Annotated in this window: 26 protein-coding genes and 13 pseudogenes; 38 read left to right on the top strand and 1 reads right to left on the bottom strand. The window is 46.0% G+C overall.

Annotated features, from left to right (window positions below; translation table 11 throughout):
* The first annotated feature begins 139 nt into the window (after positions 1-139).
* From A9976_RS28780 to A9976_RS28700, 18 genes and pseudogenes are all read left to right on the top strand, one after another.
* The gene (locus tag A9976_RS28780) at positions 140-364 is read left to right on the top strand and encodes a hypothetical protein (protein WP_183021798.1); all 225 of its coding nucleotides are present in this window, start codon (positions 140-142) and stop codon (positions 362-364) included.
* A 574-nt stretch (positions 365-938) separates the two neighbouring features.
* Complete coding sequence (locus A9976_RS31660) at positions 939-1,283, top strand: RHS domain-containing protein (protein ID WP_232245759.1); 345 nt, start codon at positions 939-941, stop codon at positions 1,281-1,283.
* Between the two features lie 3 nt (positions 1,284-1,286).
* Positions 1,287-1,532 (top strand): annotated as a pseudogene (locus tag A9976_RS31825) (RHS repeat-associated core domain-containing protein); the annotation flags it as partial.
* A 361-nt stretch (positions 1,533-1,893) separates the two neighbouring features.
* Positions 1,894-2,475 (top strand): DUF416 family protein, encoded by a 582-nt coding sequence (locus A9976_RS28770; protein WP_183021797.1) that lies wholly within the window; start codon positions 1,894-1,896, stop codon positions 2,473-2,475.
* A gap of 390 nt (positions 2,476-2,865) precedes the next feature.
* Positions 2,866-3,582 (top strand): annotated as a pseudogene (locus A9976_RS28765) (RHS repeat-associated core domain-containing protein); the annotation flags it as partial.
* 23 nt (positions 3,583-3,605) lie between these two features.
* The gene (locus A9976_RS28760; protein ID WP_183021795.1) at positions 3,606-3,833 is read left to right on the top strand and encodes a hypothetical protein; all 228 of its coding nucleotides are present in this window, start codon (positions 3,606-3,608) and stop codon (positions 3,831-3,833) included.
* Positions 3,834-4,419: 586 nt separating this feature from the next.
* Positions 4,420-4,603 (top strand): annotated as a pseudogene (locus tag A9976_RS31650) (RHS repeat-associated core domain-containing protein); the annotation flags it as partial.
* A gap of 98 nt (positions 4,604-4,701) precedes the next feature.
* A complete protein-coding gene (locus tag A9976_RS28750) occupies positions 4,702-5,343 on the top strand; it encodes a hypothetical protein (RefSeq protein WP_183021794.1) in 642 nt (213 codons plus the stop codon).
* Between the two features lie 134 nt (positions 5,344-5,477).
* Positions 5,478-6,286 (top strand): IS5 family transposase gene (locus A9976_RS28745; RefSeq protein WP_183021793.1). Its coding sequence is split into 2 segments (ribosomal slippage): positions 5,478-5,808 and positions 5,808-6,286, totalling 810 coding nucleotides; the frame shifts between segments, so codons are not numbered across the junction.
* A gap of 107 nt (positions 6,287-6,393) precedes the next feature.
* Positions 6,394-7,155: an RHS repeat-associated core domain-containing protein gene (locus tag A9976_RS28740; RefSeq protein ID WP_310889435.1), complete on the top strand. Its 762-nt coding sequence runs from the start codon at positions 6,394-6,396 to the stop codon at positions 7,153-7,155.
* 9 nt (positions 7,156-7,164) lie between these two features.
* The gene (locus A9976_RS28735; protein WP_183021792.1) at positions 7,165-7,680 is read left to right on the top strand and encodes a hypothetical protein; all 516 of its coding nucleotides are present in this window, start codon (positions 7,165-7,167) and stop codon (positions 7,678-7,680) included.
* Between the two features lie 604 nt (positions 7,681-8,284).
* Positions 8,285-8,671: pseudogene (locus tag A9976_RS31815) on the top strand (RHS repeat-associated core domain-containing protein); the annotation flags it as partial.
* Positions 8,672-9,020: 349 nt separating this feature from the next.
* Positions 9,021-9,497 carry a hypothetical protein gene (locus A9976_RS28720; protein ID WP_183021790.1) on the top strand — a complete coding sequence of 159 codons (477 nt, stop codon included), beginning with the start codon at positions 9,021-9,023 and terminating at the stop codon, positions 9,495-9,497.
* A 236-nt stretch (positions 9,498-9,733) separates the two neighbouring features.
* Positions 9,734-9,946 (top strand): annotated as a pseudogene (locus A9976_RS31640) (RHS repeat-associated core domain-containing protein); the annotation flags it as partial.
* A 414-nt stretch (positions 9,947-10,360) separates the two neighbouring features.
* Positions 10,361-10,879 (top strand): hypothetical protein, encoded by a 519-nt coding sequence (locus A9976_RS28710; protein ID WP_183021788.1) that lies wholly within the window; start codon positions 10,361-10,363, stop codon positions 10,877-10,879.
* A gap of 115 nt (positions 10,880-10,994) precedes the next feature.
* Entirely contained in the window at positions 10,995-11,267 is a 273-nt protein-coding gene (locus A9976_RS31635) for an RHS domain-containing protein (protein WP_259649349.1), read from the top strand.
* Between the two features lie 30 nt (positions 11,268-11,297).
* Positions 11,298-11,459 (top strand): annotated as a pseudogene (locus A9976_RS31810) (RHS repeat-associated core domain-containing protein); the annotation flags it as partial.
* 8 nt (positions 11,460-11,467) lie between these two features.
* Entirely contained in the window at positions 11,468-11,926 is a 459-nt protein-coding gene (locus A9976_RS28700; RefSeq protein ID WP_183021787.1) for a hypothetical protein, read from the top strand.
* A 136-nt stretch (positions 11,927-12,062) separates the two neighbouring features.
* Here A9976_RS28700 and A9976_RS28695 read toward each other — a convergent pair.
* Positions 12,063-12,759: pseudogene (locus tag A9976_RS28695) on the bottom strand (integrase core domain-containing protein).
* 31 nt (positions 12,760-12,790) lie between these two features.
* Between A9976_RS28695 and A9976_RS28690 the strand changes: the two are divergent.
* From A9976_RS28690 to A9976_RS28600, 20 genes and pseudogenes are all read left to right on the top strand, one after another.
* Positions 12,791-13,094 (top strand): annotated as a pseudogene (locus tag A9976_RS28690) (RHS repeat-associated core domain-containing protein); the annotation flags it as partial.
* 407 nt (positions 13,095-13,501) lie between these two features.
* Positions 13,502-14,071, top strand: coding sequence for a hypothetical protein (locus A9976_RS28685; protein WP_183021786.1), 570 nt, complete (start codon positions 13,502-13,504; stop codon positions 14,069-14,071).
* A gap of 346 nt (positions 14,072-14,417) precedes the next feature.
* On the top strand, positions 14,418-16,187 hold the full coding sequence (locus tag A9976_RS28680) for an RHS repeat-associated core domain-containing protein (protein ID WP_310889430.1): 1,770 nt from the start codon (positions 14,418-14,420) through the stop codon (positions 16,185-16,187).
* Between the two features lie 4 nt (positions 16,188-16,191).
* Positions 16,192-16,782, top strand: a complete 591-nt coding sequence (locus tag A9976_RS28675) for a DUF6714 family protein (protein ID WP_183021785.1) — start codon at positions 16,192-16,194, stop codon at positions 16,780-16,782.
* Positions 16,783-16,877: 95 nt separating this feature from the next.
* Positions 16,878-17,405, top strand: coding sequence for an RHS repeat-associated core domain-containing protein (locus A9976_RS28670; protein WP_310889434.1), 528 nt, complete (start codon positions 16,878-16,880; stop codon positions 17,403-17,405).
* Positions 17,406-17,463: 58 nt separating this feature from the next.
* Positions 17,464-18,042 carry a tetratricopeptide repeat protein gene (locus A9976_RS28665; protein WP_183021783.1) on the top strand — a complete coding sequence of 193 codons (579 nt, stop codon included), beginning with the start codon at positions 17,464-17,466 and terminating at the stop codon, positions 18,040-18,042.
* A gap of 181 nt (positions 18,043-18,223) precedes the next feature.
* Positions 18,224-18,442, top strand: coding sequence for a hypothetical protein (locus A9976_RS32010; protein ID WP_183021782.1), 219 nt, complete (start codon positions 18,224-18,226; stop codon positions 18,440-18,442).
* Between the two features lie 78 nt (positions 18,443-18,520).
* Positions 18,521-19,159 carry a DUF6973 domain-containing protein gene (locus A9976_RS32005; RefSeq protein WP_409049562.1) on the top strand — a complete coding sequence of 213 codons (639 nt, stop codon included), beginning with the start codon at positions 18,521-18,523 and terminating at the stop codon, positions 19,157-19,159.
* Positions 19,156-19,476, top strand: a complete 321-nt coding sequence (locus A9976_RS28650; protein ID WP_183021781.1) for a hypothetical protein — start codon at positions 19,156-19,158, stop codon at positions 19,474-19,476. The genes A9976_RS32005 and A9976_RS28650 overlap by 4 nt, the downstream gene beginning before the upstream one ends.
* A 147-nt stretch (positions 19,477-19,623) precedes the next feature.
* Positions 19,624-20,395 (top strand): annotated as a pseudogene (locus A9976_RS32000) (RHS repeat-associated core domain-containing protein); the annotation flags it as partial.
* The gene (locus tag A9976_RS28640; protein ID WP_183021780.1) at positions 20,383-20,844 is read left to right on the top strand and encodes a hypothetical protein; all 462 of its coding nucleotides are present in this window, start codon (positions 20,383-20,385) and stop codon (positions 20,842-20,844) included. The pseudogene A9976_RS32000 and the gene A9976_RS28640, both read left to right, overlap by 13 nt.
* A gap of 253 nt (positions 20,845-21,097) precedes the next feature.
* Positions 21,098-21,616, top strand: a complete 519-nt coding sequence (locus A9976_RS28635; protein WP_183021779.1) for a DUF3592 domain-containing protein — start codon at positions 21,098-21,100, stop codon at positions 21,614-21,616.
* 243 nt (positions 21,617-21,859) lie between these two features.
* Positions 21,860-22,026, top strand: a pseudogene (locus A9976_RS31995) (RHS domain-containing protein); the annotation flags it as partial.
* A gap of 178 nt (positions 22,027-22,204) precedes the next feature.
* Positions 22,205-22,597, top strand: a complete 393-nt coding sequence (locus A9976_RS28630; protein ID WP_183021778.1) for a hypothetical protein — start codon at positions 22,205-22,207, stop codon at positions 22,595-22,597.
* A 245-nt stretch (positions 22,598-22,842) separates the two neighbouring features.
* Entirely contained in the window at positions 22,843-22,980 is a 138-nt protein-coding gene (locus A9976_RS31805; RefSeq protein ID WP_183021777.1) for a hypothetical protein, read from the top strand.
* A 990-nt stretch (positions 22,981-23,970) separates the two neighbouring features.
* Positions 23,971-24,162: pseudogene (locus A9976_RS31990) on the top strand (RHS repeat-associated core domain-containing protein); the annotation flags it as partial.
* A gap of 374 nt (positions 24,163-24,536) precedes the next feature.
* On the top strand, positions 24,537-24,962 hold the full coding sequence (locus A9976_RS28615; protein ID WP_183021775.1) for a DUF6896 domain-containing protein: 426 nt from the start codon (positions 24,537-24,539) through the stop codon (positions 24,960-24,962).
* Positions 24,963-25,226: 264 nt separating this feature from the next.
* A pseudogene (locus A9976_RS28610) lies at positions 25,227-25,672 on the top strand (transposase); the annotation flags it as partial.
* 25 nt (positions 25,673-25,697) lie between these two features.
* Positions 25,698-26,177 carry a hypothetical protein gene (locus A9976_RS28605; RefSeq protein ID WP_183021888.1) on the top strand — a complete coding sequence of 160 codons (480 nt, stop codon included), beginning with the start codon at positions 25,698-25,700 and terminating at the stop codon, positions 26,175-26,177.
* A gap of 373 nt (positions 26,178-26,550) precedes the next feature.
* Positions 26,551-26,751, top strand: a pseudogene (locus A9976_RS28600) (IS5/IS1182 family transposase); the annotation flags it as partial.

The raw sequence follows: 26,751 nt of genomic DNA, 5'->3' as shown, positions 1-26,751 counted from the left end.
TATGGGAATCAATGGCAAGAAGAAATTGATAAAAGTGCGGGCCTACATAGCTAAAAGAAAACTCAGGCCAACCGAGCCGTCTTACAAAAATAGTTGGCTAGAAAAAACCTGACATGTCACCCGTTTATGGGATTGCTAAATGACCAGTATTCATTCTCTGATGTTGAATCACCAGAGGGAAATGAAAAATATAGGAGAAATGATTGGCCTCCCATACGCAGCTAAAGTTATTAACGAAAATGAAATATATGCTATTGATGGAGTTACCAAACATGATCTAAGTCCAATGCTGAGAGATCGATTTATTTTTTGCGACAGATGGGATGATTTTTATCTTTCTCAAAATATGCTCTCTTTGGATTAGATAAATAATTTTCCATACAATGCGAAGTTGGTGGAATGGATAAGTCTGAGAAAAGAAAATTGGGATCATGTGCCTCCGGGAAGTGTAGGGGATTCTTTCTGTTCTATTTTGTTATTCAATCCTTATGAGCCAGAAGAGATATATATTGACTGGAGCGAGTGAAGGAAAGAACATGCGATCTGGCATTGCGCTCAGTCGGACTACTATAGATATGATAATCTAGAAGAATTTTTCATGGAAATATCAAGAGTATAATAAAATATACTATTTGTGGAGCGATTTTCTTCCCGCCGGCTTCTACAAAAATCTTGTAGAGATATTTTTTTGATTGTGGAGATGTGTGTAAGCCACAAAAGGCGTCCTGGCACTATGCCTTTGATCCCTTCGGCCGGTGCCTAGCCAAATGGCAGGAAACGTCTGAACAGAAATATTCCGCCCCGGCGCAGGCACTGCCTCCCCTGTCACCCACTTCCTGTGGGACGGCAACCGCCTGCTGGCCGAACACGCCCTGCAGCACAAGGGCGGCAGGGACACGACAAGCCACAGGCTCTACCTTTATGAGCCCGACAGCTTTGTGCCGCTGGCCCAGGTGCAAAGCCTCTGGAGCAAAGACCAGCAGGCGCGCGACAAAGCCCTGGGCAGCCCCTTCGTGCAGCAGGCCTTGCACGAAGCGCGCAATGACGACAAGGTCTGGAGCACCAAGGTCCTGCCGCTGCAGCGCAAACTGCAATCGCGCCTGAAGGGCGTGGTGCCTCAGGAAGCACCCCCCAAGGCGCTGCAAAACCAGACCTTGCATGTACATACGGACCACCTGGGCACACCCCGGGAACTGACAAACGCCGATGGCCATATCGTCTGGGCCGCCAGCTACAAGGCCTGGGGCGCCACGGCCAGCATTGACTACCCCGCCGTGCTGTAGACGGTGCGCATGGGCAATACCTTGACCCAGCACTGGGTTGAGCAGGACCAGCACAGCCGACCTGAGCAGCACCTGAGATTCCAGGGGCAATACTTTGACGTTGAGACGGGGCTGCATTACAACCGGTTCAGGTACTACGATCCGGATGTGGGGAGGTTTGTTAGTCAGGTTCCGATTGGGTTAGCTGGTGGATATAATGTTTATCAATATACGCCTAATCCTACTGGGTGGATTGATCCATTAGGATTGTGTAAATGCGATTGCAGAGAAAAAAGCAGATGCCGAGAAAAGAGCAATAGAGATTCATCAAAAAGTACTTGAACCGGCACAAAGTCGAACCACAATTGCAGTTACTCCAACAAAGGAAGGAGTTACCATTGTTAGTAGCAGTGAAGCAAGATTGCGTCCTGCTCAGCGCGCTAGCTTAAAACCCAACGAAATAGAGGCCAAGGGGCCTGGGCACGCAGAAATCACTGGGCTTAATACCGCTGTATCTCTGGGTCTAAATCCTATTGGGATAGCTGCAAGTCGACCAATATGCTGCAATTGTCAAGATGAAATGGGCAAGAGAGGTGTTCCGCCCTTGAGTCCAAGGAAGAATAGATAAATTATGCTTGATTTTTATCAATTTAAAGAAGCGCTAAATTCCTTTCCAAAAAGATTTCAAACATCGTTAACTCTTGCATTTTGTGAGAGAATGTTTCCTGGATATTCTATATTTTGCGAAAAATATAATCTGCCAAAGCCATTGCGACAAATCCTCAATCAAGCATGGATTATAGAGGAGGGTGACAAATACGATAGATTTGTGATTGATGATTTGGAGAGTCAGGCGGAGTCTGTTGCACCAGATACGGAGGATTATCAAGATATATTGGTGTCATCTGCTTTGGATGCTTGTTTGGCTTTGTCTTTTTGGTTCAAATTTAAAAATGATAAAGATATAAACTCTAGAAATCATATATTGGATTTTGGGAGAGATACATTGGATATGTATATTCAGGTTTTGGAGGATATGGATACTGGAGATCATCATATTGATGAGGAGGTAGAAAAACATTTTCTTGTGAAACAGGAGTTGGATAGACAGGCGGAGGATATTATTTTGGCTAAAAATATGGCATCGAATGAACTATTATTTGAATTGAAGAGAAAATATAAAAATACAAATATAGGATTAATTGTTAATTGACGAGTTTTTAAATTTATCATCTTCTCTAGGGGTTTAAGATAATACTGAGATACTTATTTGCCTAAAGTCTTTTGATGGTGGTAAATAAATCCTTGCTTAGAGTTGCCAGATCGATGCTTAAAAATTAAGTATTCTGAAGGATTTAATTCCGTGAAATTGATGGCTTTGCGGTATACCGCAAAGCCTCTGGGAAAACACCAGGGTGCATGCGGCAAATCCTTGTACAACCCCCTTTGTGTAGTAGGCCCTGCACGAAGCGAGCAATGACGACAAGGTCTGGAACACCAAGGTCCTGCCGCTGCAGCGCAAACTGCAATCGCGCCTGAAGGGCGTGGTGCCGCAGGAAGCACCCCCAAGGCGCTGCAAAGCCAGGCCTTGCACGTGCATACGGACCACCTGGGCGCCCCCCGGGAACTGAACAACGACGCATATGGCCATATCGTCTGGGCCGCCAGCTACAAGGCCTGGGGCGCTACGGCCAGCATTGACTACCCCACCGTGCTGCAGACGGTACGCATGGGCAATACCTTGACCCAGCACTGGGTGGAACAGGACCAGGACGGCGGATCTGGGCAGCACCTGAGATTCCAGGGGCAATACTTTGACGTTGAGACGGGGCTGCATTACAACCGGTTCAGGTACTACGATCCGGATGTGGGGAGGTTTGTTAGCCAGGATCCGATTGGGTTGTTTGGTGGTGTGAATCTATACCAATTCGCACCGAATCCTATTGAATGGATAGCCCCATTAGGATTAAGGTGCGATAGTCCTGCGCAAAAACTAGCTAGAAAATTAAGAGCAGTAGAAGGTGCGCAGGATAAAGCCGTAAGAGTTAGAAATTTGCCGGACGGAAGGGTTCGGTATTATGAGAAAGAGGCGCTTGCAGCCAAACTTGGACCAACTAGAGGGCGCTCACATGTAACGGAGTGGAATCCAAATACAGGGCAAGTACGCGTATGGGAGGAAACCTATGATCATATGGGTAAGGTAAATCGTGTTCATCCTAAAATGAATAACGGAGAAATTCTTGAACTACCTCATTATCCTCCAACTAAGGCAGATATAGATTCAGGTAAAGCGACTGCAGCGGGAAGAGCCACGTGCTGAAGTTGTTAGTAAAGGAGATGGATATGTCTGATACGAAGCATCGATTTTTAAAAGGGTTAAATCTATTAATTGAAAATGAAGGGTATTCCGCTGAAAAGATTTCTAGATATGTCTTTGAATTTAGCTTGGATTATCGTATAGATGATTCAAAGCTTAATTTTGTGATTGACTTTCTGAAAGGAATGGATGCAGGTCCTGAATTTGAATTGTCCGAAGAAGAGTTTTGGGATTTTATTGCCAATAATATTTGATATCAAGGATTGATATTGAATTTATTGATGAATGAGTTTTGATTAAATAAAAATTGTTCAATATGTTTCATAGAGCAATAATATCGAAAACTTACTAACGAACTGCCTTGTGGAGAGCGTAAGAAATTACAGTGCGATATTGAATATTTTAGAATCAGAATCAGTTCATGGAATTTTTATTTGATGGTGTGCAATATAATTCTATTATCAAATAATTGATAGCTATTGTTTTGTGGTAAGTGTAATAAAAAAATGGTTGTAAGATAAAGATTCAGAAACTGTTATTGAAAAGAAAATTCTTATTTATGTTTTTGTTTCCAGTGTGGATATGCAGATATCTCCAATCGTGTTGAACAGGAGACGTAATTCCTGCAGAACGTGGCAGAGTTGATCTTCGATGTATATACGAGCCACTTGGACATGCTGATGGACTCCCAACGCAGATGGCCATATCGTCTGGGCCGCCAGCTACAAGGCCTGGGGCGTTACGGCCAGCATTGACCATCTCGCCGTGCTGCAGACGGTACGAATGGTCAATACCTTGACCCAGCACTGGGTGGAACAGGACCAGGACGGCGGACCTGGGCAGCACCTGAGATTCCAGGGCAATACTTTGACGTTGAGACGGGGCTGCATTACAACCGGTTCAGGTACTACGATCCGGATGTGGGGAGGTTTGTTAGTCAGGATCCGATTGGGTTGTTTGGGGAGGGGTAAATTTGTATCAATATGCCCCTAATCCAATAGATTGGATCGACCCCTTGGGTTTAGATAAAATATCAGCAAGCTTTTCGAATAGATTGAAGCCTAGTTTCAAAATATTAAATCGATTGGGAAGATTGTTTTCTGATCTAATACATTAATTATTATGATTAAATTGATAGAAATTCCAGTTCCAGAAGTCATTAATAAAAAAACAAAGGCACTTGCCGTCTTGGATGCCATATTTTGTCAAGAATGTGAGTTGAGATATTTTAGTCACAATTCTAAATGGTCAGATATTTCTGAAATGGGATCCATGAGAGATGGAGAGGGTGATGATTACTTTATATTGTTCATAAATTTTGGTGCTGCGATAAAAGGTAGTTGTCGTGAAAGTTATGAGACTGGAACCAATCGTCTTGCTAACATGGACCATAAATTGATTCCGAAAATATATGTTGATTTTATCAATGAGCCGGCATTTTATATAGAAGAGGCGACGTTCATTATCTGGTTTGATGTGGTCGATAGAAAATGGAAAAAAATAGGTGATTCAAACGATGATGATTACTTGGGTGGTGGGGCGGATTCTCTGTTGCGATGGATATGTGGTGGACCAGAGGTTTATAAAAATTGGGCGGAGAAATATTTTGAAAAGATAATAAATATTGAGCTTGTGAGAAGTGTTTTTGAATTTAAACCGATAGATATGAATTTTGTGAAAACTATAATTTTTGATATCGATTTGGATAAGCTGCAGGAGGATCTTGAGGAAATTGGATATCCTTATATAGGATATTCTGAATAGAAGTGAGAAGTGGAAATTAAGTAAGTTTTGGATTTTGCCAAAATATAATCTCTGAAAAATTACAGGGGATCTCTAAGAGTGGCTAACACCACTTCGTCATAGCCCCTCGCAGAGCAGTTATGCTTGCGGCCCTCATGGCACGACGACCCGTAAGCAAAGAACTGTGGCGACAGCTGCAACCCCTCATCCCAGCCTTCGTGCCTTCTGCCAAAGGCGGTGCGCGCAAGCTCGCAGTCAGCGATGAAGCCGCTCTCAACGGCATCCTGTTTGTGCTTCAAACAGGCATTCCGTGGGAAGACCTTCACCAATCCCTTGGGTACGGCAGCGGCATGACTTGCTGGCGGCGCCTGCGCGACTGGAACGCTGCTGGTGTCTGGGAGCAGCTGCACCAGGCCATGCTGACTCGCTTGCGTGAACATGACCAGATTGATTGGAGCCGTGCCAGCATTGATGGCTCCTCGGTACCAAGCCCCCGGGGGGCCAGGAAACGGGTCCAAACCCCACGGACAGAGGCAAGCTCGGCTCCAAGCGACACATCGTCGTAGATGCCAGAGGCATCCCACTAGTGATCTTGGTCAGCGGCGCGAACCGGCATGACTCCAAGATGTTCGAGAGGTGCGTGGACGCGATTCCTGCGATTGCTGGCCTGCCAGGACGTCCCCGCAAAAGGCCATCGAAGCTGCACGCCGACAAAGGTTACGACTTCAAGCGATGCCGAGTCCACCTGAGGCAGCGGGGCATCATTGGCCGGATTGCCAGACGAGGCATTGAGAGCAGTGAGCGGCTGGGAAAGCACCGGTGGGTGGTGGAAAGGACGCACAGCTGGTTTGCAGGCTTTGGCAAGCTGCGAATCCGCTTTGAACGACGGCTGGATATCCACGAAGCGTTGCTGAAATTGGCGGCAGCGATCATCTGCGCACGCTTCGTGGATCGGTGGTGTTAGCCACTCTAAAAACCTCAATTCGCTGCAGCGCGAACTGCAATCGCGCCTGAAGGGCGTGGTGCCGCAGGAAGCACCCCCCAAAGGCGCTGCAAAGCCGTACCTTGCATGTGCATACGGACCATCTGGGCACTCCGAGGGAATTGACCAACGCGGAAGGCCATATCGTCTGGGCCGCCAGCTACAAGGCCTGGGGCGCCACGGCCAGCATTGACTACCCCGTCGTGCTGCAGACGGTGCGCATGGGCAATACCTTGACCCAGCACTGGGTTGAGCAGAACCAGGACAGCCGGCCTGAGCAGCACCTGAGATTCCAGGGCCAATACTTTGACGTTGAGACGGGGCTACATTACAACCGGTTCAGGTACTACGATCCGGATGTGGGGAGGTTTGTTAGCCAGAATGTCGTTCGCTTAGTTGGCGGTATAAATTTTTACTTCTATGCAGCTAATCCTATTGCATTTGTTGATCCCTGGGGGATGGCACCGATTGCGCATCAAAGAAATGGCAAGACTTTATGCATTAAAGATAAATTCGCGGCAAACTCTCCTGAATCCAAAGAGCAAAAAAACTTTGTTGATCGATGGAATAAACAAATAAAAAACAATGGAGGCAGTATGACTCGAAGAGTTCTTTATTCTCAGGAGCGGAAAGATTCTGATGAGTGGAAACGAAAAATACGGTGTCAATGTCCGGCAGGTAAGGTCGCGGGACATGTTCCAGATGCTGCAGCTGGTGGGCCGGCAGTTCCTTTGGATTGGATGGCGCAGTTCCCTGCGACCAATGGATATGTAGGCGGAATTGTTCGACATTTGCCTGTTGGATATTCCTATGACAATGTGAAGCTTGTTGCGGATTTAGCAAACTGCTAAGGAGAGGATATGAACGTTCTAGATCTTTTGAGAAAATATAAAAATATAAGAGATGCTGAAATTCCAAAACTTGGTCCGCATAGGATTGAAAAATCCATTCCTTACTCAGGAGGTATAATGACTTTTGAGCCAGGTTTCTCTAGGCCGATAAGTCCTATGTTGAAAAAGAGATTTGAATTTTGTTCGACATGGGAGAATGCATATCTATCGCAGAAATGGCTTTCTATTGATGAAATAAATAATTGGGAAAATGATGAAAAAATAAATGAATGGGTAAATCTGAGGAAAGAAAATTCCTACGATGGAGATCCTTTGGAAGATTATCCAATGAGAAATTTGGCTATTTTTGCTATCAACCCATATGAGCCCGAAGAGATCTATTTGGTGTGGGATGAGGGTAGATTGGAGCCCAGAGTGTGGCATTATTTTGGTGCCGAATTCTATAGATTTAATTCTTTCAGAAGGTTTCTATTGTATATCAATGGGATGATGGACGATACGGATACTGCTAGGGAGGTAATTTAGTGATATTTCATATGTCGATCAATTTATATTATTTCTGCCGATATTCTAAGGTTTCAGATGGTTGATGTTGCTCGCCTAAATCTGTGAATTCGCTGCTCCCGATTTTCGGAAAAATAATTGAAGAAAAATTTATATTATTGATGTATTTATAAGATATGGTATGGGCTCATCGCTCAGTATCGATTTGCTTTTTGCGGCAGATGGGATGAATCTTAGCTTTCTAAAAATATACATTCCTTAAATGAGGTAAATAATTGTCGATATAAGGCGAAGCTGGTGAATGTGAGAAAAAAGGGGGGGAAGTTGGATATATCAAGTCTCTCAAGGAGAGGCTTAAATTAGATCAATTGAGTGATAGAGATCATATTTTCAGGTCTCTATAAATCTGGAGATTCGTGCCGCTGGCCCAGGTGCAAAGCCTCTGGAGCAAAGACCAGCAGGCGCGCGACAAAGCCCTGGGCAGCCCCTTCGTGCAGCAGGCCTTGCACGAAGCGCGCAATGACGACAGGGTCTGGAACACCAAGGTCCTGCCGCTGCAGCGCAAACTGCAATCGCGCCTGAAGGGCGTGGTGCCTCAGGAAGCCCCCCCAAGGCGCTGCAAAACCAGACCTTGCATGTACATACGGACCACCTGGGCACTCCGAGGGAACTGACCAACGCAGATGGCCATATCGTCTGGGCCGCCAGCTACAAGGTCTGGGGCGCTACGGCCAGCATTGACCATCCCGCTGTGCTGCAGACGGTACGCATGGGCAATACCTTGACCCAGCACTGGGTGGAGCAGGACCAGGACAGCCGACCTGAGCAGCACCTGAGATTCCAGGGGCAATACTTTGACGTTGAGACGGGGCTGCATTACAACCGGTTCAGGTACTACGATCCGGATGTGGGGAGGTTTGTTAGTCAGGATCCGATTGGGTTGGTTGGGGGCGTGAATCACTATTTTTATGCACCTAATCCGATTAACTGGAGCGATCCATATGGCTTGACTGGTGCTCGATCAATAAAAACTGGTCCCAATATTCCTGGGGGGACGGTTTCTGGATTGAGTACGGGGGAAGGAGGGGAAGGAATTACCAACTAAGCGGTGCAGCGGGCAATGGACAGGGTGCCCGAAAAATTCCGCTCACCATTCCATGGAGATTGTGCGGAGCCAAATGGAATGAGTAAGGCTGCAAATTTAGCGGGTGTAAAAACTGATGAGGAGCTAAAGAATATGAACAAAGGGTCGCAGATTTCAGCGCATAGAAATGACAAGAAAGGAAAGTTAATGAACCCTTGCTCTAGTTGTCAATATTTGCTTGATGAGCAGGGTGTGGGTTGCTTTACGAGGTTATTAAATGGAAAACCTTAATGTAAAAGATATGATTGCAGAAATATATAAAATTCTCGATTGGGAAAATGTTGGATTTTATTGTATTATAGATCTATATGTTAAATATTTGAATGATTTATATGAGAAGCCGAAGTTTAACGAAAAAATAAGCATTTTAACCAATTTTGATTTTAAAAAATATTTGCAATATGCTGAACAGAATTCGAAGAGATTGCTTTCTGATGAAAAAAACAAAAAATTAAAAGAAGAGCTGTGGCGGGAAAATGTTGGTAGTCCGCAGAATATAAAATCAATTATTAGATTGTTGATAACAGCGCTAACTACCGAGCAGGAGATGCTGGCTTATAGTAATTATCCAGAATATGTGGCTACGGATTTGCTGGATCTTATGATTATAAGTTTGGCTAAGGTCGATCTTGAGTATGCAAATGGTTTCTTGAATTTCTCTAGGACGCGCTTTGGACTGGATAATAGACTTTGAGCACAAACTGCAATCGCACCTAAAGGGTGGCGTTGTGCCGCAGGAATATCAGCCCCAAGGCGCTGCAAAGATGTACACGCCGACCATCTAGGCGCCCTCTCGGGAACTGACCAACGCAGACGGCCATAGCGTCTGGGCCGCCAGCCAGCTACAAGGCCTGTGGCGCCACGGCCAGCAGTGACCATCTCGCCGTGGTGCAGACGGTGCGGATGGTCAATACCTTGACCCAGCACTGGGTGGAGCAGGACCAGGACGGCGAACCTGAGCAGCACCTGAGATTCCAGGGCCAGTACTTTGACGTTGAGACGGGGCTGCACTACAACCGGTTCAGGTACTACGATCCGGATGTGGGGAGGTTTGTTAGTCAGGATCCGATTGGGCTTAGAGGTGCCACAAATTTCTATATTTGCGCATTAAATCCAACGGAGTGGATTGATGTTTTAGTTTTAAATCCAAGGTGTAGATATGATCCTGATATGAGTTATTTGGAAAAACTGCTCATAATATTCATGGAGAGTTATTAAAGACCAATGGATCGCCCAGAGGCTTTAATAGCACGACGGTTGCTGCAGAAAAGTGCAGATGATGGACGGAAAAATACGAACAGTTGCCGCAAAAATTCAAGGACAATTTTCCTGAGATTAGGCTGCAGCTGCTCATGGATCTGGAGTTATTCCTGTCAATGTCGCGAAAACGAAAGCTCCAGAGGGGCATGCGGAACGTAATATCATCGATCAATGGGTAAAACCAAATGGATAGAGAGTTTTAGAAGTTGCGGCGAGTAGGCCAATTTGTAAAGATTGGCAAGGATGCATCGATTCCAGTGGTGTTAATCCAGTTTTTCCGAGAAAAAAGTTAAATAAATGAATGAAAAAATAATTCAGCATGGTGTCGAGTATGTGTTGTCTCTTTTGATCATTGATAGAATGAAAAATGATTGTAAAGGATTTTCAGATGAAAACATATTAAAGTTAATCGATGATTTGTGGGGCGTACTCTCGAAGAAGATTACAAAAAAATTTCTGAAAGATGGTAAGAAATATATAAATCAAATAATTGTTGATGAACAGGGTGCTTCTAAGGAGGAAATGTTGGTCAATTTTCTTGCATATTCTCTAGATGAACTGATTTTTCAGCTCCTTGATGCGGATGGATTCACTGGAGATGGAGTGATTGACTACAGAGTTCAGGAAGTTGAGTTTGTTGAGCAAGAGCATATTTTTAAAAGCTCAAAAAATGTGAGCCTAAACTCTTATCAAGAAGAGGATGTGAGAAAAAAAGGGGATGAGGAAATTGAATATATAAAATCTCTTAAGGAGAGACTTGGGAGGCTTGAATTAGATCAATTGAGTGATAGAAATTATATTTTTAGATCTCTATAAATCTGGAGCTTCGTGACACTGGCCCAGATGCAAAGCCTCTAGAGCAAAGATCAGGAGGCGCGCGACAAGGCCCTGGGCAACCCCTTTGTGCAGCAGGCCTTGCACGAAGCGCGCAATGACGACAAGGTGCTGGAGCACCAAGGTCCTGCCGCTGCAGCGCAAACTGCAATCGCGTCTGAAGGGCGTGGTGCCGCAGGAATCACCCCTCAAGGCGCTGCAAAGCCAGACCTTGCACGTGCATACGGACCACCTGGGCACACCGCGGGAACTGACCAACGCAGATGGCCATATCGTCTGGGCCGCCAGCTACAAGGCCTGGGGCGCCACGGCCAGCATTGACTACCCCGCCGTGCTGCAGACGGTGCGCATGGGCAATACCTTGACCTAGCACTGGGTGGAACAGGACCAGGACAGCCGACCTGAGCAGCGCCTGAGATTCCAGGGCCAATACTTTGACGTTGAGACGGGGCTGCATTACAACCGGTTCAGGTACTACGACCCGGATGTGGGGAGGTTTGCTAGTCAGGATCCGATTGGGTTGGTTGGTGGGTTGAATTTATATCAATATGCTCATAATCCGGATGATCTATGAATAAACCTCGTATAAAAGAAATAATTGAGGAGATTGAAGATTTCTTGAAAATTGAAAGTAAAGACTTTCAGTATATATTGGAGATGTATTGCGAATATCTCAAGCTTTTGTCAAAAAATGATGGCTTTAAATTCTGTATTAATGACGAATGTGTCAAATTATTTTCATCTAATTTGTGGATTGTCGAGAAGAATATAAAAGGAGAAATGACGCTTGATGAGATGCGAATTGAGAAGGTTAGGCTTATAAATTTAAAGGAAAATTCTGAAGCAAATTGTGCGCGTTTAATAAAACTATTATTGACAGGCTTGGCTACCAAGGAAGGCATGCTGGACTACAGCAACTATGAAGAATACTTGGCTAGTGATATGCTTGAAATATCATTTGCTTCATTGCGAGATGTTGATATTAAATGCGCGGAAAATTTTTTGCTCTTCTGTAGAAATTATAAATAAATGCTGTTTTTGCGTAATTTGTAGCGAACACAAATATCTTTGGCGTGCACCACGTCGCCGGTGAAGTCATCTGCGATATTGAACGCCACGCCCTGCATCGGTAGATTGAGCGCAGCCAGGGCCCCCTGCGCAGCCGTTACCAATTGGACCCCTTGGCCTGCAGCACAAAGACGTTAAAAAAAGTGTTCAGTCCCGCAGTGAGATGGTGCTGATGAAGTCTAAAGCGGCCTGGATCTTTCTCCCATGCCTCGCAAATCGCTCGGAATGGCGTCTTCCTCCTGAGCGCATTCGAGTGCTTGCCGAAGTTGTAGCCTTGAACGAATGTCTGGACATGCTCCCGTAGCTGCTCCAGGCCCTCCTACCCATACGCCTTGATCGTGGACTCCTTGATGGTCCGGTTCATGCGCTCGACCATGCCGTTCGTCCAGGCGTTGTACGGCTTGGTATGCCTTTTTCTCGACATGCGTGAATTTTGTGACGCGGTCTATGGCGACGAACATGTGCTGTTTGCCGCTGGAGATCTTCATTTCGGCGCTGTCGATGTGCTTGGGTGCTGTCTCCAGGAGTTGTCCCATGAGATCGTCCAGCGACAGATGCCCTCGCTTGCGTAACGCAATCGCCAGGTGTTCTTGCTCTTGGGAAAGATGCTGGCTTGCTCTGTCCCGAGGACCCATGGGCTCATCGAGCACCGAGGTGCGCGCGCGCCACTGGGCCACGGCCTTGGGGTTGATGCCGTAGAGCTGGGCCAAGGACCGATGGGAGCCGGTCGCTAGCTGGAGCTCTGCCCGGATACGCGGCGTTGTGCGGACGCTGCCATGCAGGCGGATTGCCATAGTGCTTTCTCCTGTTCCAGGCTCAAGAATGCACCATGACTTCCTGGGACCGTACACTCTGACGAACCAGACCGGTCAGGTGGCCTGGGCCGCCAAGCTGGACCCCTCGGGCAATGTGCTGCAGGAGTACAACCACGCAAGGCATCCACCAGGCGATCCGGCTGCCGGGGCAGCACCATGACAGGGAAACGGGGCTGTATTACAACCGGCATCGGTATTACGATCCGGTAGTGGGGAGTTATATCAATCAGGATCCGATTGGATTGATGGGTGGGGTAAATTTCTTCACCTATCCCTCAAATCCATTGCTTGGTATTGATCCAACAGGTCTCTCTGGAAAAATCCCGAAGAATTTTGGAAAGGACAAGCCAATTAACCCTGTTCCAATTCCAGAAAAAGGGCCTTATCCATTAGATAAGGTATACGATCAAATAAATCCTAATGACAAAGTATGGAAGAAGTTTAGTCCATTCGATTACACAACTGAATGCCTGGAGTGGGAGTCGGATAATGAAGGAAGGACATGTCGTCCTTTTGATGAAAAACCTGGAAAAACTATCACAAGAAGCAACGATAGTATTCTTTCTAGTCCTAAATCAATGACTTTGCCAGTTGGCGAGAAATGCAATAAATCTCGGCTGAAGAGCAACCCCACCGGACCTGGCACCGCTCCTGCAGCAGATACGGACGATATATTGGAAATTATGCAAAAGATCATGACTAGACCAAAAGGAACACAACGATGAAATATTTGTTTTTTTTATTTTCTATTTGTTTGAATTTTTCTTCATCGTACGCCAAAGATATTGAAAGTCGAGAGCCAGAATGTTTGGTTGGTGTAGATTCAAAGAAATTTGCGGCCAGTTTTCAAATTATGGATAAAGATCAAAAAATATGGATTATTAATGATGGGGGCAATGAAATAAACTATTCTTGGGTAGTTGAACCCGGGTCAATAAATAATGGTAATTTTCTTCCTGTAAAATATGCATTTGGTGTCGGTCATAGAAATGAGTATGAATCAAAGGGGCAGCAAGAAAATTCGCTATCGTCTTTGTTGGAGGAAATAAAAAATAGTGGAATGATTTATATAAATAGCCCGGATAAAAAAAGCAGACAGAAAATATCAAGGAGTCTGGAAAATATTCAAATTCATATGATTTTAGACAGAGATAAAATAATTCTTTATTCTAGGAGCATTGAAGGAAGAAATAATATTTTCTCAAGTAAACCTACACATGCAAGGATGACCATGAAAACCCCATACAAATCACAGTCCTACACCTGTCTAACAGAAATTGATTATCAATAGAATTCGCAATGGATGTAATTTTTGATTATTTAATGTAGTGGGTTTTATATCTCATAATGCAAGATTGGTGTAAATAAAGAGGCAACATATCACAGACGGCAACGCCGCGCAGCAAAGCAGAAGCCACTACCGCTGGGACGAAGGCGGGCGCCTCGCCGAACGCCAGCTGCCTGCCACACCCCATGCGCCCGGACAAACCCACCGCTACGAATGGGATGCGGCCGGGCGCCTCACGGCGGCCAGCGTCTGGCAGCACAGCACCACAGACAACGACAACGGCCTCATCGCCCAACTGCAAAGCCGCATAGCACTGGAACGCGATGCCCTGGGCCGCATCACGGCAGAAGTGCCGCAGCTGTACCGCCCAGGCAAGGACGGCGGCGCAGACCAGATCGAATACGAACACCGCATCGCCCACACCCTGGACCCCCTGGGCGCACGCCAGCACAGCCAGCTGCAAGGCCTGGGGAAAATTGCTTGGCTCAACTACGGCTCAGGCCATGTGCACGGACTGCAGCTCAACGGCGCCGACCTCATCGACTTCGAACGCGACAACCTGCACCGCGAAGTCCGCCGCAGCCTGCACCCACCCACCCCCGCAGCAGACGTACACCACCCCCTGCAGGTGCAACGCCAATGGGACAGCATGGGCCGCCTCGCGGCCCTGGGCACCACAGGCCTGCAAAGCACGGAAGGCAGGGATCACCTCGTCCAGCCCCTCATCGGTCAGATCCTCGGCCGCCGCTACCACTACGACAGCCTGGGCCAGCTCGTCGCCATCGAACAGGCCGGCGCCCCGGGCCAGGCCGCGCAACTGCTGCGCTACGGCTACGGCTACGACAGCGCCGGGCGCCTGAGAGCGGCCACCGACAGCCAGGACCCCCAGACCACCACTCGCTGGCAGATCGACCCCGCAGGCAACCGCCTGCCAGCACCCGGTGCACCTGGCGCACCGGGCCAGACGAACACCCAGGACAACTGGGCTGCCCAGGTCCACGCCCACTGGCGGCACACCGACTTCAACCTCATGGGCCTGGCCCACCTTGCAGGCCAGCGGCAAGGCCCCGTGCAGCGCTGGGAAGACAACCGCATCGGCTTCACTGAAGACTGCGTCTGGCGCGACGACCCCTGCGGCAACCGCATTGCACAGATGCATGCAGACCACAGCCAGCAGCAACTGCACTACGACGGAGCTCACCAGCTCATAGCGTTGCGCAGCAGCCGGATCCAGGGCAACGCGGAGCAGTTGCGCCACCACAGCCGCTACACCTATGACGCCCTGGGCCGCAGGCTCAAGCAGCAAGTGGAAAGCGCGGACTCCACAGAATCCACCCGCACCCACTACTACGGCTGGGACGGCGACCGCCTCATCCACACCGAACGCCTGCAGGGCGGCGATGACACGCGCCACATAGAACACACCATCTACGAACCGGGCAGCTTCACGCCCCTGGTACGCCTGAGCACCACGGCCAACGGCGACCCGCAAAGCGCGCCTCACCTGCTGGTGCAAGCCATCACCGCAGGCCTGCCCGACCAGAACGACCCCAACCACACGCCGGCCCTGGCCCTCATGCAAACCATGCTCAGTGCCATGCCGAGGGACATGCAGCAAGACGCCGCCCGCCACCTGCGCCTCACCCTGGAGCACGGCCTGCCGCCCAGTGCCCAGGCGATCCTGGGTGAACAGGCCGAGGGCACGGCCCGCCTGCTCAGCGGCATGCAGGCCCAACTGCAGAAACAGGAAAAAGAACAGCACGCCCGCATCGCCATCCACCACTACCACTGCGACCACCTGGGCGCACCCATGGCCCTGACGGACCAGACCGGCCAGGTGGCCTGGGCCGCGAAGCTGGACCCCTGGGGCAACGTGCTGCAGGAATACAACCCGCAAGGCATGCACCATGCGATCCGGCTGCCGGGGCAGCACCATGACAGGGAGACGGGGCTGTATTACAACCGGCATCGGTATTACGATCCGGTGCTGGGGAGCCATATCAATCAGGATCCGATTGGATTGGCAGGTGGTGTAAATAAAATTTTGTACTTAGAGTCTTCTCCAACATTAAAAATTGATCCCACAGGATTGAATACAGTCGCTATAGGGGCAGGATAGGGAAATGCACAGGACAGGCGGAATAAATATGAATTTGAATAATATAATTTCAGAAAGATTACGTGATAGTAAACTTGAGCCTTCTTTACGGGAAAGATACAACATTGCATTAAAGAAAGAATTTTCTGATGATCTGCCGAATTGCGGATTGTTTATTGATAATACATTCTACGGGGACGATGCTATTGACTATGAGAAGGGTATTAGACTATTTCGAGGAAAAAAATGGACCGAGGTTGATCTTGATTATTTATATGAAGAATATGTGCAGTTTTTAATGTTGAATGACGACGGTTTTATTTATTACCTTCCGTCATTTTTGTTATATTTCTACGATCTTAAACATTTTGCATTGGAATATTATATTTATTTTATGGATAAGTTGGAGCTGGGGCTGAATGAATCCAAGGCTACTTACAACGCAGGCAGACGACGGCAGGATTATTCTGGATTCAACAAATTGAGTCACGAGCAATCCAAGCTTGTTGCAATATTTTTGATAAATACAGCTAATTTGCTTCCAGATGGATACATGGAGAAGGCGCAAGCGCAGAGAGCGCTGACCAACTATTGGGGTAATTTTTTACTATTCTGATTAATAAATCAAGGGATTCATATAATCTTATTGATTAATGCATTCATTCTTTGAGTAATGATAATTATATTGATATAAAAGAGTAATACCAGGCGATCCGGCTGCCGGGGCAGCACCATGACAGGGAGATGGGGCTGTATTACAACCGGCATCGGTATTACGATCCGGTGGTGGGGAGTTATATCAATCAGGATCCGGTCGGGTTGATGGGTGGGGTAAATTTGGTTAAATATCCATTTCATCCAAATGCGGGTATTGATTCATTTGGCTTGTTAGGGTTTGGAAATATTTTTGAAGATGCAAAGAAAATGTGGGAAGTAAAGGAAAAGGGTGATCAAATAAATGATGCAAAAGAAACGGCGGATCTAGTGAAAGAGATCGGGAATAAAGGGCGTCGACGCAGAGAGCTTCAAGATAAGATATCGAAATGCATACCTGCTGTCCCTGATGTTCCAAAGGGGTGTGAGGATTTGTCTGCTATGGAGAAAGAGATTGATGCTCTAATGAAGGAAGACGTTAAGGATGTCGGGAAAGTCACAAAAGACGCTATAGAAAATATACCTGAAACCACAGCAACTGGACCTGTCTCAAATCCTAAGATACCAATTAAATTCCATTGGTGATAGTATCTTATTAAAGTAAGACAATTTCATTGGAAATGAATTTATTTCATGGAGATTTATGCCGTTTCAAAGAAGAATATTGTTACTAGTAGTTTCTTCACTTTTTTCTTTTTTGTTTGTTTTGCCGTCGTTTGCGCAGAAGAAAGAAGCCTTATGTCAAAAATATGCAATATCAATAGTGGAGCTGAAAAGAGCGGCCTCTGACGGGGATGCCCATTCTCAACTATGCCTTGGTGAAATTTATTTAAATGATGAAGGCAGTTATCGAGACTATAAAGAAGCTTTTAAATGGTTTTTTTTGGCCGCGAGTAACGGCGATGCGAATGCTCAGTATATCGTGGGTGTTTTGAATGATGACGGGAAAGGTGCCCCTCGAAATTTTAAAGAGGCATTGAAGTGGTATACATTATCTGCCGAGAACGGAAATCAAAAATCTCAGTTAATGATGGGATTAATTTATAAAGAAGGCGAAAAGGTTAAGAGAGATTACAAAGAATCAATGAGATGGTTTCATCTCGCTGCGGCGCAGGGAAATAGAGATGCACAATTTCAGCTAGGTTTGATGTATGGGCTGGGACGCGGTACTCCTCAAGATTCAAATGAGGCAAGAAAGTGGTTTGATTCTGCAAAAAGGTGATTTATGTCAATGTTGCCGGTAAACCCGCCAAAAAATGAAAGAAGCGCAATATCTCTGTAGAGTTTTCTCACATTGCTCATGACCTGCAGTTCGTCCTCACGCCGATACAAGAAAATGTGGTGCTGCACCGTCGATGCACTTCCTCCAGGACGACCCCAGCCACACGCCAGCCCTAGTCCTCATGAAAACGATGCTCAGCGCCATGCCGTGCGACATGCAGCAAGAGACTACCTGGCACCTGCGCCACACCCTTGAGCACGGCCTGCCGCCCGGCGCCCAGGCCATGCTGAGCGAACAGGCCGAGGGCGCCGCACGCATGTTCGGTATGCATGCAGGCCCAACAGCAGGAGCAGGCCAAAGCGTAGTAGTCGCGCATCGCCATTCACCGCTACCACTGTGACCATCTAGGCACACCCATGGCCCTGACGGACCAGACAGGCCAGATGGCCTGGGCCGCAAAGCTGGGCCCTGAGGCAATGTGCTGCAGGAATACAACCCGCAAGGCATCCATCAGGCAATCCGGCTGCCGGGGCAGCACCATGACAGGGAGACGGGGCTGTATTACAACCGGCATCGGTATTACGATCCTGTGGTGAGGAGCTATATCAATCAGGATCCGATTGGGTTGGCAGGTGGGGCCAATAAGAATATTTATGTCAAAAATCCAAACAAAGGCATGGATCCACTAGGTTTGATGGAAGAGCTGAGTCATATATGGAATATCGGTCCATGGGATGATCTTAGTACAAAATCTGATAATAAAGATGCCCTGTCTACAGCTCAGAGAAAATTTCCAAGGAATGAGTTGCACAATGGAAAGGGCGATGCATTCCGTCATTGTTATTGGTCTTGCATTATGAGCTTAAGGATGGGGGTAGACCAGGCGAAATCTGTTGGCGATACTCATGAGGAGTATGGAGCAAAAGCAGGTCAAGTAAAAAAGGAGGAAATAATGGATTTGCACAACAATCAAAAAGGCAGAAATTGCTCGCTATCTTCAAAAACAAAAAATGACTGTGAAAATAATTGCCAAGATAGTCTTGATGATGGCGGTCTATGGTTTATAGATAGAGATTCTGGCGCGCTCACCACAAGCCAAGATTGGAAAATTCCATGAAAATCAAATTAACAGTAATTATTATTGTTTCAATAATATTGAGTTGGTATTTCTTCTTAAAAAAAGATGATTTTAGTTATTATATAAATAGAGATTACGACGTTGTTTGCATATTCCCACCATATACGCCAAAATTATTTGTTCTTGAGGATTTGAAGAAATATTCAAATGATATAAAAGATGATGTGATATATAAAGAATCAATGGATGACGGCGTTTTTACTTATTTCTTTATAAAAAATAATGGAATAATTTCTTCTGGGGAAGAAATGGTGATAAATAATTCTATGGGTAAATATGGGTGTTTTGGTAAATAAAATATTGCCATGATTTAATATTCCGTGGGATAAAGACTAGTGCCAAGTAGCGTAGATTTTTCTTGGCTAATGCACTCATGCAGTTAAGCGAGACTTTTGATATTGCATCTATGCTAAGGTGGGTGTGCACGTCGATCTATAACATTTCAGCAGGGCGATAAGAGCGCTATCCACCACTATCACTGCCATTGCGACCACTCGGGCACACCAATAGCCCTGACGGACTGGCCAGGGCCAGCCAAGCTGGACCCCTGGGGCAATGTGCCGCAGGAGTACAACCCGCAGGGCATCCACCAGGCGATCCGGCTGCCGGGGCAGCACCATGACAGGGAGACGAGGCTGTATTACAACCGGCATCGGTATTACGATCCGGTAGTGGGGAGTTCTATCAATCAGGATCCTATTGGGTTGGCTGGAGCGGTTAACAAAAGTATATATGCGATAAATCCCATGATTTTCATGGATACTTTGGGCTTGGCTCCTGTAAAAACGTGTGCAGAGAGAATTTTGAAATCAGCGGACAAATTAAACAATCAAGAAAAATATTCATACGCCTCGAGTTATGGCTTTGGGTCAGAAAGAAATGTAATCTCTTTGTTCATGAAGTGCTATAAAATGCAGCTGTCGAATCTCCCTCGTGCTACAGATTCGGGAGTATACCAATAGAACCAGCAACTGCTGGAGATTGGGGAAATCCACAAAAAACAATTCCCGGATTTGAAATTGTTACTTCTCCAAAGCCTGGTGATATTGTCGCAGTAGCATATCCATATGGGGACGCTACTGGGCATGTGGCAGTCGTGACCGGGAGTAGTACAACCATTGGCGCGGGCTCGGAAGACGGATCACATTCAACTGGTTGGCATGGAATGGGGCATCGCCTAAAGGCAATCCAATATATAGAAGATGCAAAGATTGAAAAAGATGATGAAAGCAGTAATTTGCATAATAGCGGCAACGCTTGGTTTTCAAATAATAGCTTTGCTAACTTTCTTGATGGCACCAATGAAAATTGATTTATCGGATATAGAGGGATCTGATTTGTCTCATATTTTTAATGAGCTGGGAAATCCAGACTATGATTTGAGCGTCAAAGATATAATGGGATGGCAAAGCCATCGCTACCTAATTCGTCAAAATGTCGAACTTAGGATAAAAGAATCTAACATTAAATCAACTGCTTTCCCTGTATCAATAAGTGTTTCAAATACATTGGGAAAGGAAACTTATTATTTCAAATTATCAAAATACTCAAGATTTGACGGAAATAACAATTTTATTAGAACGACCACCATAACCGCATGGCCATACGGTGATTTTCTAATAAGTAAAGAGATCGTTGAAAATAAAGATCACCAGTCACAGTGAGTCTCGATATGCGTAGATTGTTCAGCCCCATGGGTTATAACAAGATGGGGCCAAAACGCGCGCAGATCGCTTGGTCATGTTGGGTACCCACGAGGAGCAAACCATAAAAATGCTGCAGGAGATGCGTAAGTAACTGCAGGAACAACAGGCCTAGGTCAATAAAACGGATCAATCGGCACCTTGGGGCAGGCGACCCTGGGAAGTGCTGTTAGTGGTACTACTGAACTTCCATGTCTAACTTGCGAGACGAAATGTGAATAACCATAAATCAATAATTGATGAGCTGGAACCATACTTATGGCCCAAGACACTTGGTGGTTGGTCGGTTTTTTTTGTTGCAGTTCTATTGTCAATCAATTTGACGAAAGAGATATATTCCACAGCATTTGGATATTTTCAAATCATCCCCTGGGAAAATAAAAACGCAAGATTGGAAAAATTATCAATAGAAGATAGAGCAAATAAATACAAATTTGTAAGAGTGGAGTACAGCTATGAAGTCAATGGTATAAGATACAAAGGAAATCGTATAGATCCCGATGAGCAAACAGTTGTTCAAATGACAAATAAAAAAATAATGGAGCTCAAGAAAGCATCTGAAGAATCCAACTCAATAGAAATTAGGTATGACCCTAAAAACCCAAAAAAATCAGTCTATCTTTCTACGCCAAATGATTTATATTTTATGGCATTGATTGCAATTCCTATTTTGATACTGTCATTTTTATATATTTTAATAATCTTCAGAAAAATAAGAAATCCACGAAAATAGTTTTCGCAAGTTCATGAAGATAATTACTTCTTCAAAAATTATAGTTGTCAATAAAGCTATGAATTATGTAAAGATTACGCAGAGACCGTAGCGCCAAAAGATTTCATTGAGAAATATCAACAAGTAAAAGCTAACCCCAGAGCTTTTTCAGGATGCGATTAGTCTCTGCAGCAAGGCCTGTAGGTGATAGTACAGAAGATGGATGAGCACCATCCGGCAGACTGCTCGGGCCCCAACACGCGCCATGACTGCGACCACCTGAACACTCCGCTGGCGCTGGCACCAGACGGGGCAGATAGCCTGGGCTGCAAAGCTGGACCCCTGGGGCAATGTGCTGCAGGAATACAGCCCCGCAAGGCATCCATCAGGCAATCCGGCTGCCGGGGCAGCACCATGACAGGGAGATGGGCCGTATTAAGCGCGAATTTCATAGACATTGCCCATTCCCAACATCAATGGAAAACGATCCTGGGCAAAGCTAGGTAGAATCTGCTGTAGATAAAATTATTGATTTCAAAATGGAATGAGATTTGACTACTATTGTTTCGGTTGGAGAATTTTATTTTCTGAAATTAATGGAAAATAAACATGAAAAAATTGGCGCTAACTATAAGTCTATATATTCTAACTTTTGCTCAAAATTCCATGGCTGAAGGTGAAAAAGAATGGATGTTGTTGAGTAGATCCGATGGATGCATATCATTGGGGGAGTTGTATTTTGAATATCAATATCTAAATCAAAGGAAAACTCCTGGTGAAATATTTAATGAGATAAAGAAAAAATATAAAACAACAAGCATTAAACCATTTGTGGATTATATAAAAAAAGAAAAAATGGATGGAGAGAAGATTGGTTTAAATGAGAGATCATTTTTTAAGAATTTCAATAGAAAAAATTCGATAATCATTGAAAGCAAAGAAGATAATATTGAAATAATTCTGGTCACAAAATTATTGTGCGAAAAGATTTTTAAAAATTAAAATACTTATCCACAGCAGTATGAAAAACACCAAGGACGATTTCCCTAGGGCGCATGATGAATTTCTCGCCTAAGCTCGGCACCTAAGTGACTGGCGGCAGCATGCGTATCACGCATATAGTACTAAACATATCCATTACTAAGAAAGGGATGGCAACTGCCTAACCCCACGCCGAACGCATGCAGCACGGCAGGGACACCCTCCACATAGAACACACGGTCTACACAAACCGAGCAGCTTCACGCATGAGCACCACGGCCAGCGAACCCTATCTGCTGGTACGAGCCATTACCGCAGGCCAGCCCGACCGGGGCGACCCCAGTCACACGTTGGCCCTGACCTTCATGCAAACCATGATCAGTTGCATGCAGGCTCAACTGTAAAAAAGTAAAGAGAGCAGCACGCCCACATCGCCATCCACCACTACGACTGCGACCACCTGGGCACGTCAATGGCGCTGATGGACCAGACAGCTAGGTGGCCTGAGCAGCAAAGCTGGACCCTTGGGGAAATGTACTGCAGGAGTACAAAACGCAGGGCATACACTAGGCGATCCGGCTGCCGAGGCAGCACCATTCCATTTCGGTGCGGCATTGCACGCCATACAAGATTCGACTTCACCCTCTCACTCGGGATTTCAATTTTGGATTGGACAAGAGAGTACTATGGATATTCTTGCTCATACAGGGAAAGAATCGTTGGTCCCCAATAAAGATAGTCCACTATTTGAGAGCACAAAGAAAGCGTGGGAAGCATTAAAATCCGGTGATATAAATGGATTCACTTGCCCCTGTAAATAAAATGCGAAATTGCAATTTCATAATATGCACAACATTTATGTGGCCCTCTGCCTGCTGGGCCTCAGGTGATATATCTGCCCTATATTTGGTCTCAATAGATATGTTGGCTTTTATATTTTCAATATATTTGGCTGCAAAGATCAAATATGTAAAGAATAAAATATATGCAATGGCATCTATTGTTCTTCTGTCAATTTTTAAAGGTGTTATTAATTTCAAAGTTCCTTTTGTTGATAACAAAATCTCTCTGATGGCATCGACTTGTATTTTTGTTATAACAAGTGTTTATATCGTCATTCATTTCAAGAAATAGTCCGTATTTAAATTACTGATCTCAAATCTGAAGAGCAGGCCTGCTTTATATTTATGCAACATACTCTGGACAAGCTTTGTCTAGAAATTGGGCATCTGTTGGTGGACCAATAGGTGCAGTAGTGGGGGCTGCGATTGGCGTCGCGGTGGCCAAGAGCTGGCTATGCCAGCATCGACCATCCCGTCGTGCTGCAGACGATACGCATGGGTAATACCTTGACCCAGCACTGGGTGGAGCAAGACAAGCACAACCGGCCTGAGCAGCACCTGAGATTCCAGGGGCAATACTTTGACGTTGAGACGGGGCTGCATTACAACCGGTCCAGGTACTACGATAAGGATGTGGGGAGGTTTGTTAGTCAGGATCCGATTGGGTTGGCTGGTGGATATAATGTTTATCAATATATGCCTAATCCTGCTGGATGGATTGATCCATTAGGATGGTGTAAATGCGATTGCGGAGAAAAAACAGATGCCGAAAAAAGAGCAATAGAGATTCATCAGAAAGTACCCGAAGCGACACAAAGTCGAGCCACAATTGCATACTCCAACAAAGGAAGGAGTTACCATTGTTAGTAGCAGTGAAGCAAGATTGCGTCCTGCTCAGCACGCTGGCTTAAAACCCAACGAAATAGAGGCCAAGGGGCCTGGGCACGCAGAAATTGCTGGACGGTATACCGCAAAGCCTCTGGGACAACACCAGAATGCATGCGGCAAATCCTTGTACAACCCTCTTCGTGCAGCAGGCCCACGAAGCGCGCAATGACGACAAGCCTGGAACACCAAGGTCCTGCCGCTGCTCGTTCAAATAGAACAAGGTATTGACTATGGTGGATTATTCCCTCATCAAAAATATTGCTTTTGGCATAAAAAGATATGTAGAAAAACAGGAGATTCTACATACTTCTTTCATGAGAACTCACAGTGATCTTGTGAAGTTGTCAAATATAGAATTTCTTCCTCGCAGTGGATTTGTTTTTGATGAAGAAATGAATAAATGGAAATTTAAAAAACATGGATGCGGTTATGAATTCTCTCATGAAAGTACGATTGTTGATATAAATGATTATTTTCTGTCAAATGGAGATTTTTTTAACGTCAATAGATTATCTTTCTATTTCGAATCGATTAAATTTAATTTCAAGAACCAAGATGCAGACGATGCGATTAAATCAGCCTTGATTTATTTGGAATCTACAGGAAAGATCGTGAAGGTGCTGCCAACTGGGTATTACAGGTTCCTTTCATCTTAATGCTGTCATTAATTTAATAATTGGCAAATAGGATAAAATCTTCTGGATTTTACATTAAATAATAATCTTTGAAAATAGTATTTATTTCGTATCAATAAATTTTTATGAGAATAAAACTTGGATTTATAAGATTCTATTTAATCCGCCCTGAACAACCTGCAAGCCGTTGATCTGGTTCGCAGTTCTTCGGGTTGTTAAACGCAGGATTTGCAAGGTATGGTTCTGCCAACGCCTGTTTTCTTGCAAATTCCACCAAGGATTCCCATGGGGCCAAAGCCTTCACAGCCGCAAACGGCCGAGTTGTTCCGTCCACGGCTGGACGAGCAGATGAGCATGCCTTACCCGCTGGTCAAGCTGGCGGCGTTGATCGACTGGCCCGAGGTCGAACGCTCGTTCGCGGTCTCGTTCACTTCTGTGTGTGGCCGGCCCGCCTTGCCGCCGCGCCTGATCGCAGGGCTGCTGTACCTGCAGCACACTTTCGATGCCTCCGACGAAACCGTGGTGAACACCTGGGCGGAGAACCCGTACTGGCCCAGAAGGCCAGCACGCAGCAGGTGGTCGTGGATACCACCAACAGCCGATTGCTGGACAAGAGCCGCCAGCACCTGGTCAAGGCAGCACAAGACCACGGACTGCGGCTGCGCCAGAACTACAACCGGGTGGCCCCGCGCCTGGCCGCGCAGCTCGGGCGTTATCTGCCTGCGGCTGAAAACATGATTGTTCAGGACGTACTAAATGACCAATATTCATTCTCTGATGTCGAATTACCAGAGGGAAATGAAAAATATAGGAGAAATTATTGGCCTCCCATCTGCAGCTAAAGTTATTAGCGAAAATAAAATATATGCTATTGATGGAGTTACCAAATATGATCTAAGTCCAATGCTGAGGGATCGATTTATTTTTTGCGACAGATGGGATGATTTTTATCTTTCTCAAAATATGCTCTCTTTGGATGAGATAAATAGTTTTCCATACAATGCGAAGTTGGTGGAATGGATAAGTCTGAGAAAAGAAAATTGGGATCATGTGCCTCCGGGAAGTGTAGGGGATTCTTTCTGTTCTATTTTGTCATTCAATCTTTATGAGCCAGAAGAGATATATATTGACTGGAGCGAGTGCAGTAAAGAACCTGCGATCTGGCATTGCGCTCAGTCGGATTACTATAGATATGATAATCTAGAAGAATTTTTCATGGAAATATCAAGAGTATAATAAAATATACTATTTGTGGAGTGATTTTCTTCCCGCCGGATTCTACAAAAATCTAGTAGAGATATCTTTTTGATTGTGGAGATGTGTGTAAGCCACAAGAAGCGTCTTGGCGTCTTGGCGTCTTGGCGTCTTGGCGTCTTGGCGTCTTGGCGTCTTGGCTTTATGCCTATGACCTCTTTGGCCGGCGCATAGCCAAATGGCAGAAAGCATCCCAGCAAAAAAAGTCCGCCTCCCTCCCCATCATAGGTAGTCCGCCCTGAACAACTCGGAAGCCGTTGATCTGATTCGCGGTTCGTCGGGTTGATGGGCGCGGGATTTGCAAGGTATGGTTTTGCCAGTACCTGTTTTCTTGCAAATTCCTCCGAGGAGTCCGATGGGCCCGAAGCCTTCGCAGCCACACACGGTCGAACTGTTCCGCCCACGACTGGACGAGCAGATCAACATGAAGCACCCGCTGGTCCGACTGACCGCGTTGATCGACTGGTCCGAGATCGAGCGCACGTTCGCGGTGTCGTTCACTTCGGGCCGCGGCCGACCAGCCTTGCCGGCGCGCCTGGTGGCCGGGCTGCTGTAT

The organism is Delftia sp. UME58, from assembly GCF_014170385.1.
GTDB lineage: Bacteria > Pseudomonadota > Gammaproteobacteria > Burkholderiales > Burkholderiaceae_C > Comamonas > Comamonas acidovorans.
This window is presented reverse-complemented; position numbering and strand designations above follow the sequence as displayed.

What these genes read in the sequence shown, in the direction of transcription:
- A9976_RS31635 (WP_259649349.1), top strand. Translation starts at nt 10,995, where the DNA reads ATGACGACAAGGTGCTGGAGCACCAAGGTCCTGCCGCTGCAGCGCAAA.
- A9976_RS28665 (WP_183021783.1), top strand. Translation starts at nt 17,464, where the DNA reads ATGCCGTTTCAAAGAAGAATATTGTTACTAGTAGTTTCTTCACTTTTT.
- A9976_RS28650 (WP_183021781.1), top strand. Translation starts at nt 19,156, where the DNA reads ATGAAAATCAAATTAACAGTAATTATTATTGTTTCAATAATATTGAGT.
- A9976_RS28640 (WP_183021780.1), top strand. Translation starts at nt 20,383, where the DNA reads ATGCAAAGATTGAAAAAGATGATGAAAGCAGTAATTTGCATAATAGCG.
- A9976_RS28760 (WP_183021795.1), top strand. Translation starts at nt 3,606, where the DNA reads ATGTCTGATACGAAGCATCGATTTTTAAAAGGGTTAAATCTATTAATT.
- A9976_RS28750 (WP_183021794.1), top strand. Translation starts at nt 4,702, where the DNA reads ATGATTAAATTGATAGAAATTCCAGTTCCAGAAGTCATTAATAAAAAA.
- A9976_RS28700 (WP_183021787.1), top strand. Translation starts at nt 11,468, where the DNA reads ATGAATAAACCTCGTATAAAAGAAATAATTGAGGAGATTGAAGATTTC.
- A9976_RS28710 (WP_183021788.1), top strand. Translation starts at nt 10,361, where the DNA reads ATGAATGAAAAAATAATTCAGCATGGTGTCGAGTATGTGTTGTCTCTT.
- A9976_RS28770 (WP_183021797.1), top strand. Translation starts at nt 1,894, where the DNA reads ATGCTTGATTTTTATCAATTTAAAGAAGCGCTAAATTCCTTTCCAAAA.
- A9976_RS28630 (WP_183021778.1), top strand. Translation starts at nt 22,205, where the DNA reads ATGAAAAAATTGGCGCTAACTATAAGTCTATATATTCTAACTTTTGCT.
- A9976_RS28685 (WP_183021786.1), top strand. Translation starts at nt 13,502, where the DNA reads ATGAAATATTTGTTTTTTTTATTTTCTATTTGTTTGAATTTTTCTTCA.
- A9976_RS28720 (WP_183021790.1), top strand. Translation starts at nt 9,021, where the DNA reads ATGGAAAACCTTAATGTAAAAGATATGATTGCAGAAATATATAAAATT.
- A9976_RS28735 (WP_183021792.1), top strand. Translation starts at nt 7,165, where the DNA reads ATGAACGTTCTAGATCTTTTGAGAAAATATAAAAATATAAGAGATGCT.
- A9976_RS31805 (WP_183021777.1), top strand. Translation starts at nt 22,843, where the DNA reads ATGAGCACCACGGCCAGCGAACCCTATCTGCTGGTACGAGCCATTACC.
- A9976_RS28605 (WP_183021888.1), top strand. Translation starts at nt 25,698, where the DNA reads ATGACCAATATTCATTCTCTGATGTCGAATTACCAGAGGGAAATGAAA.
- A9976_RS32010 (WP_183021782.1), top strand. Translation starts at nt 18,224, where the DNA reads ATGAAAACGATGCTCAGCGCCATGCCGTGCGACATGCAGCAAGAGACT.
- A9976_RS28615 (WP_183021775.1), top strand. Translation starts at nt 24,537, where the DNA reads ATGGTGGATTATTCCCTCATCAAAAATATTGCTTTTGGCATAAAAAGA.
- A9976_RS28780 (WP_183021798.1), top strand. Translation starts at nt 140, where the DNA reads ATGACCAGTATTCATTCTCTGATGTTGAATCACCAGAGGGAAATGAAA.
- A9976_RS28675 (WP_183021785.1), top strand. Translation starts at nt 16,192, where the DNA reads ATGCACAGGACAGGCGGAATAAATATGAATTTGAATAATATAATTTCA.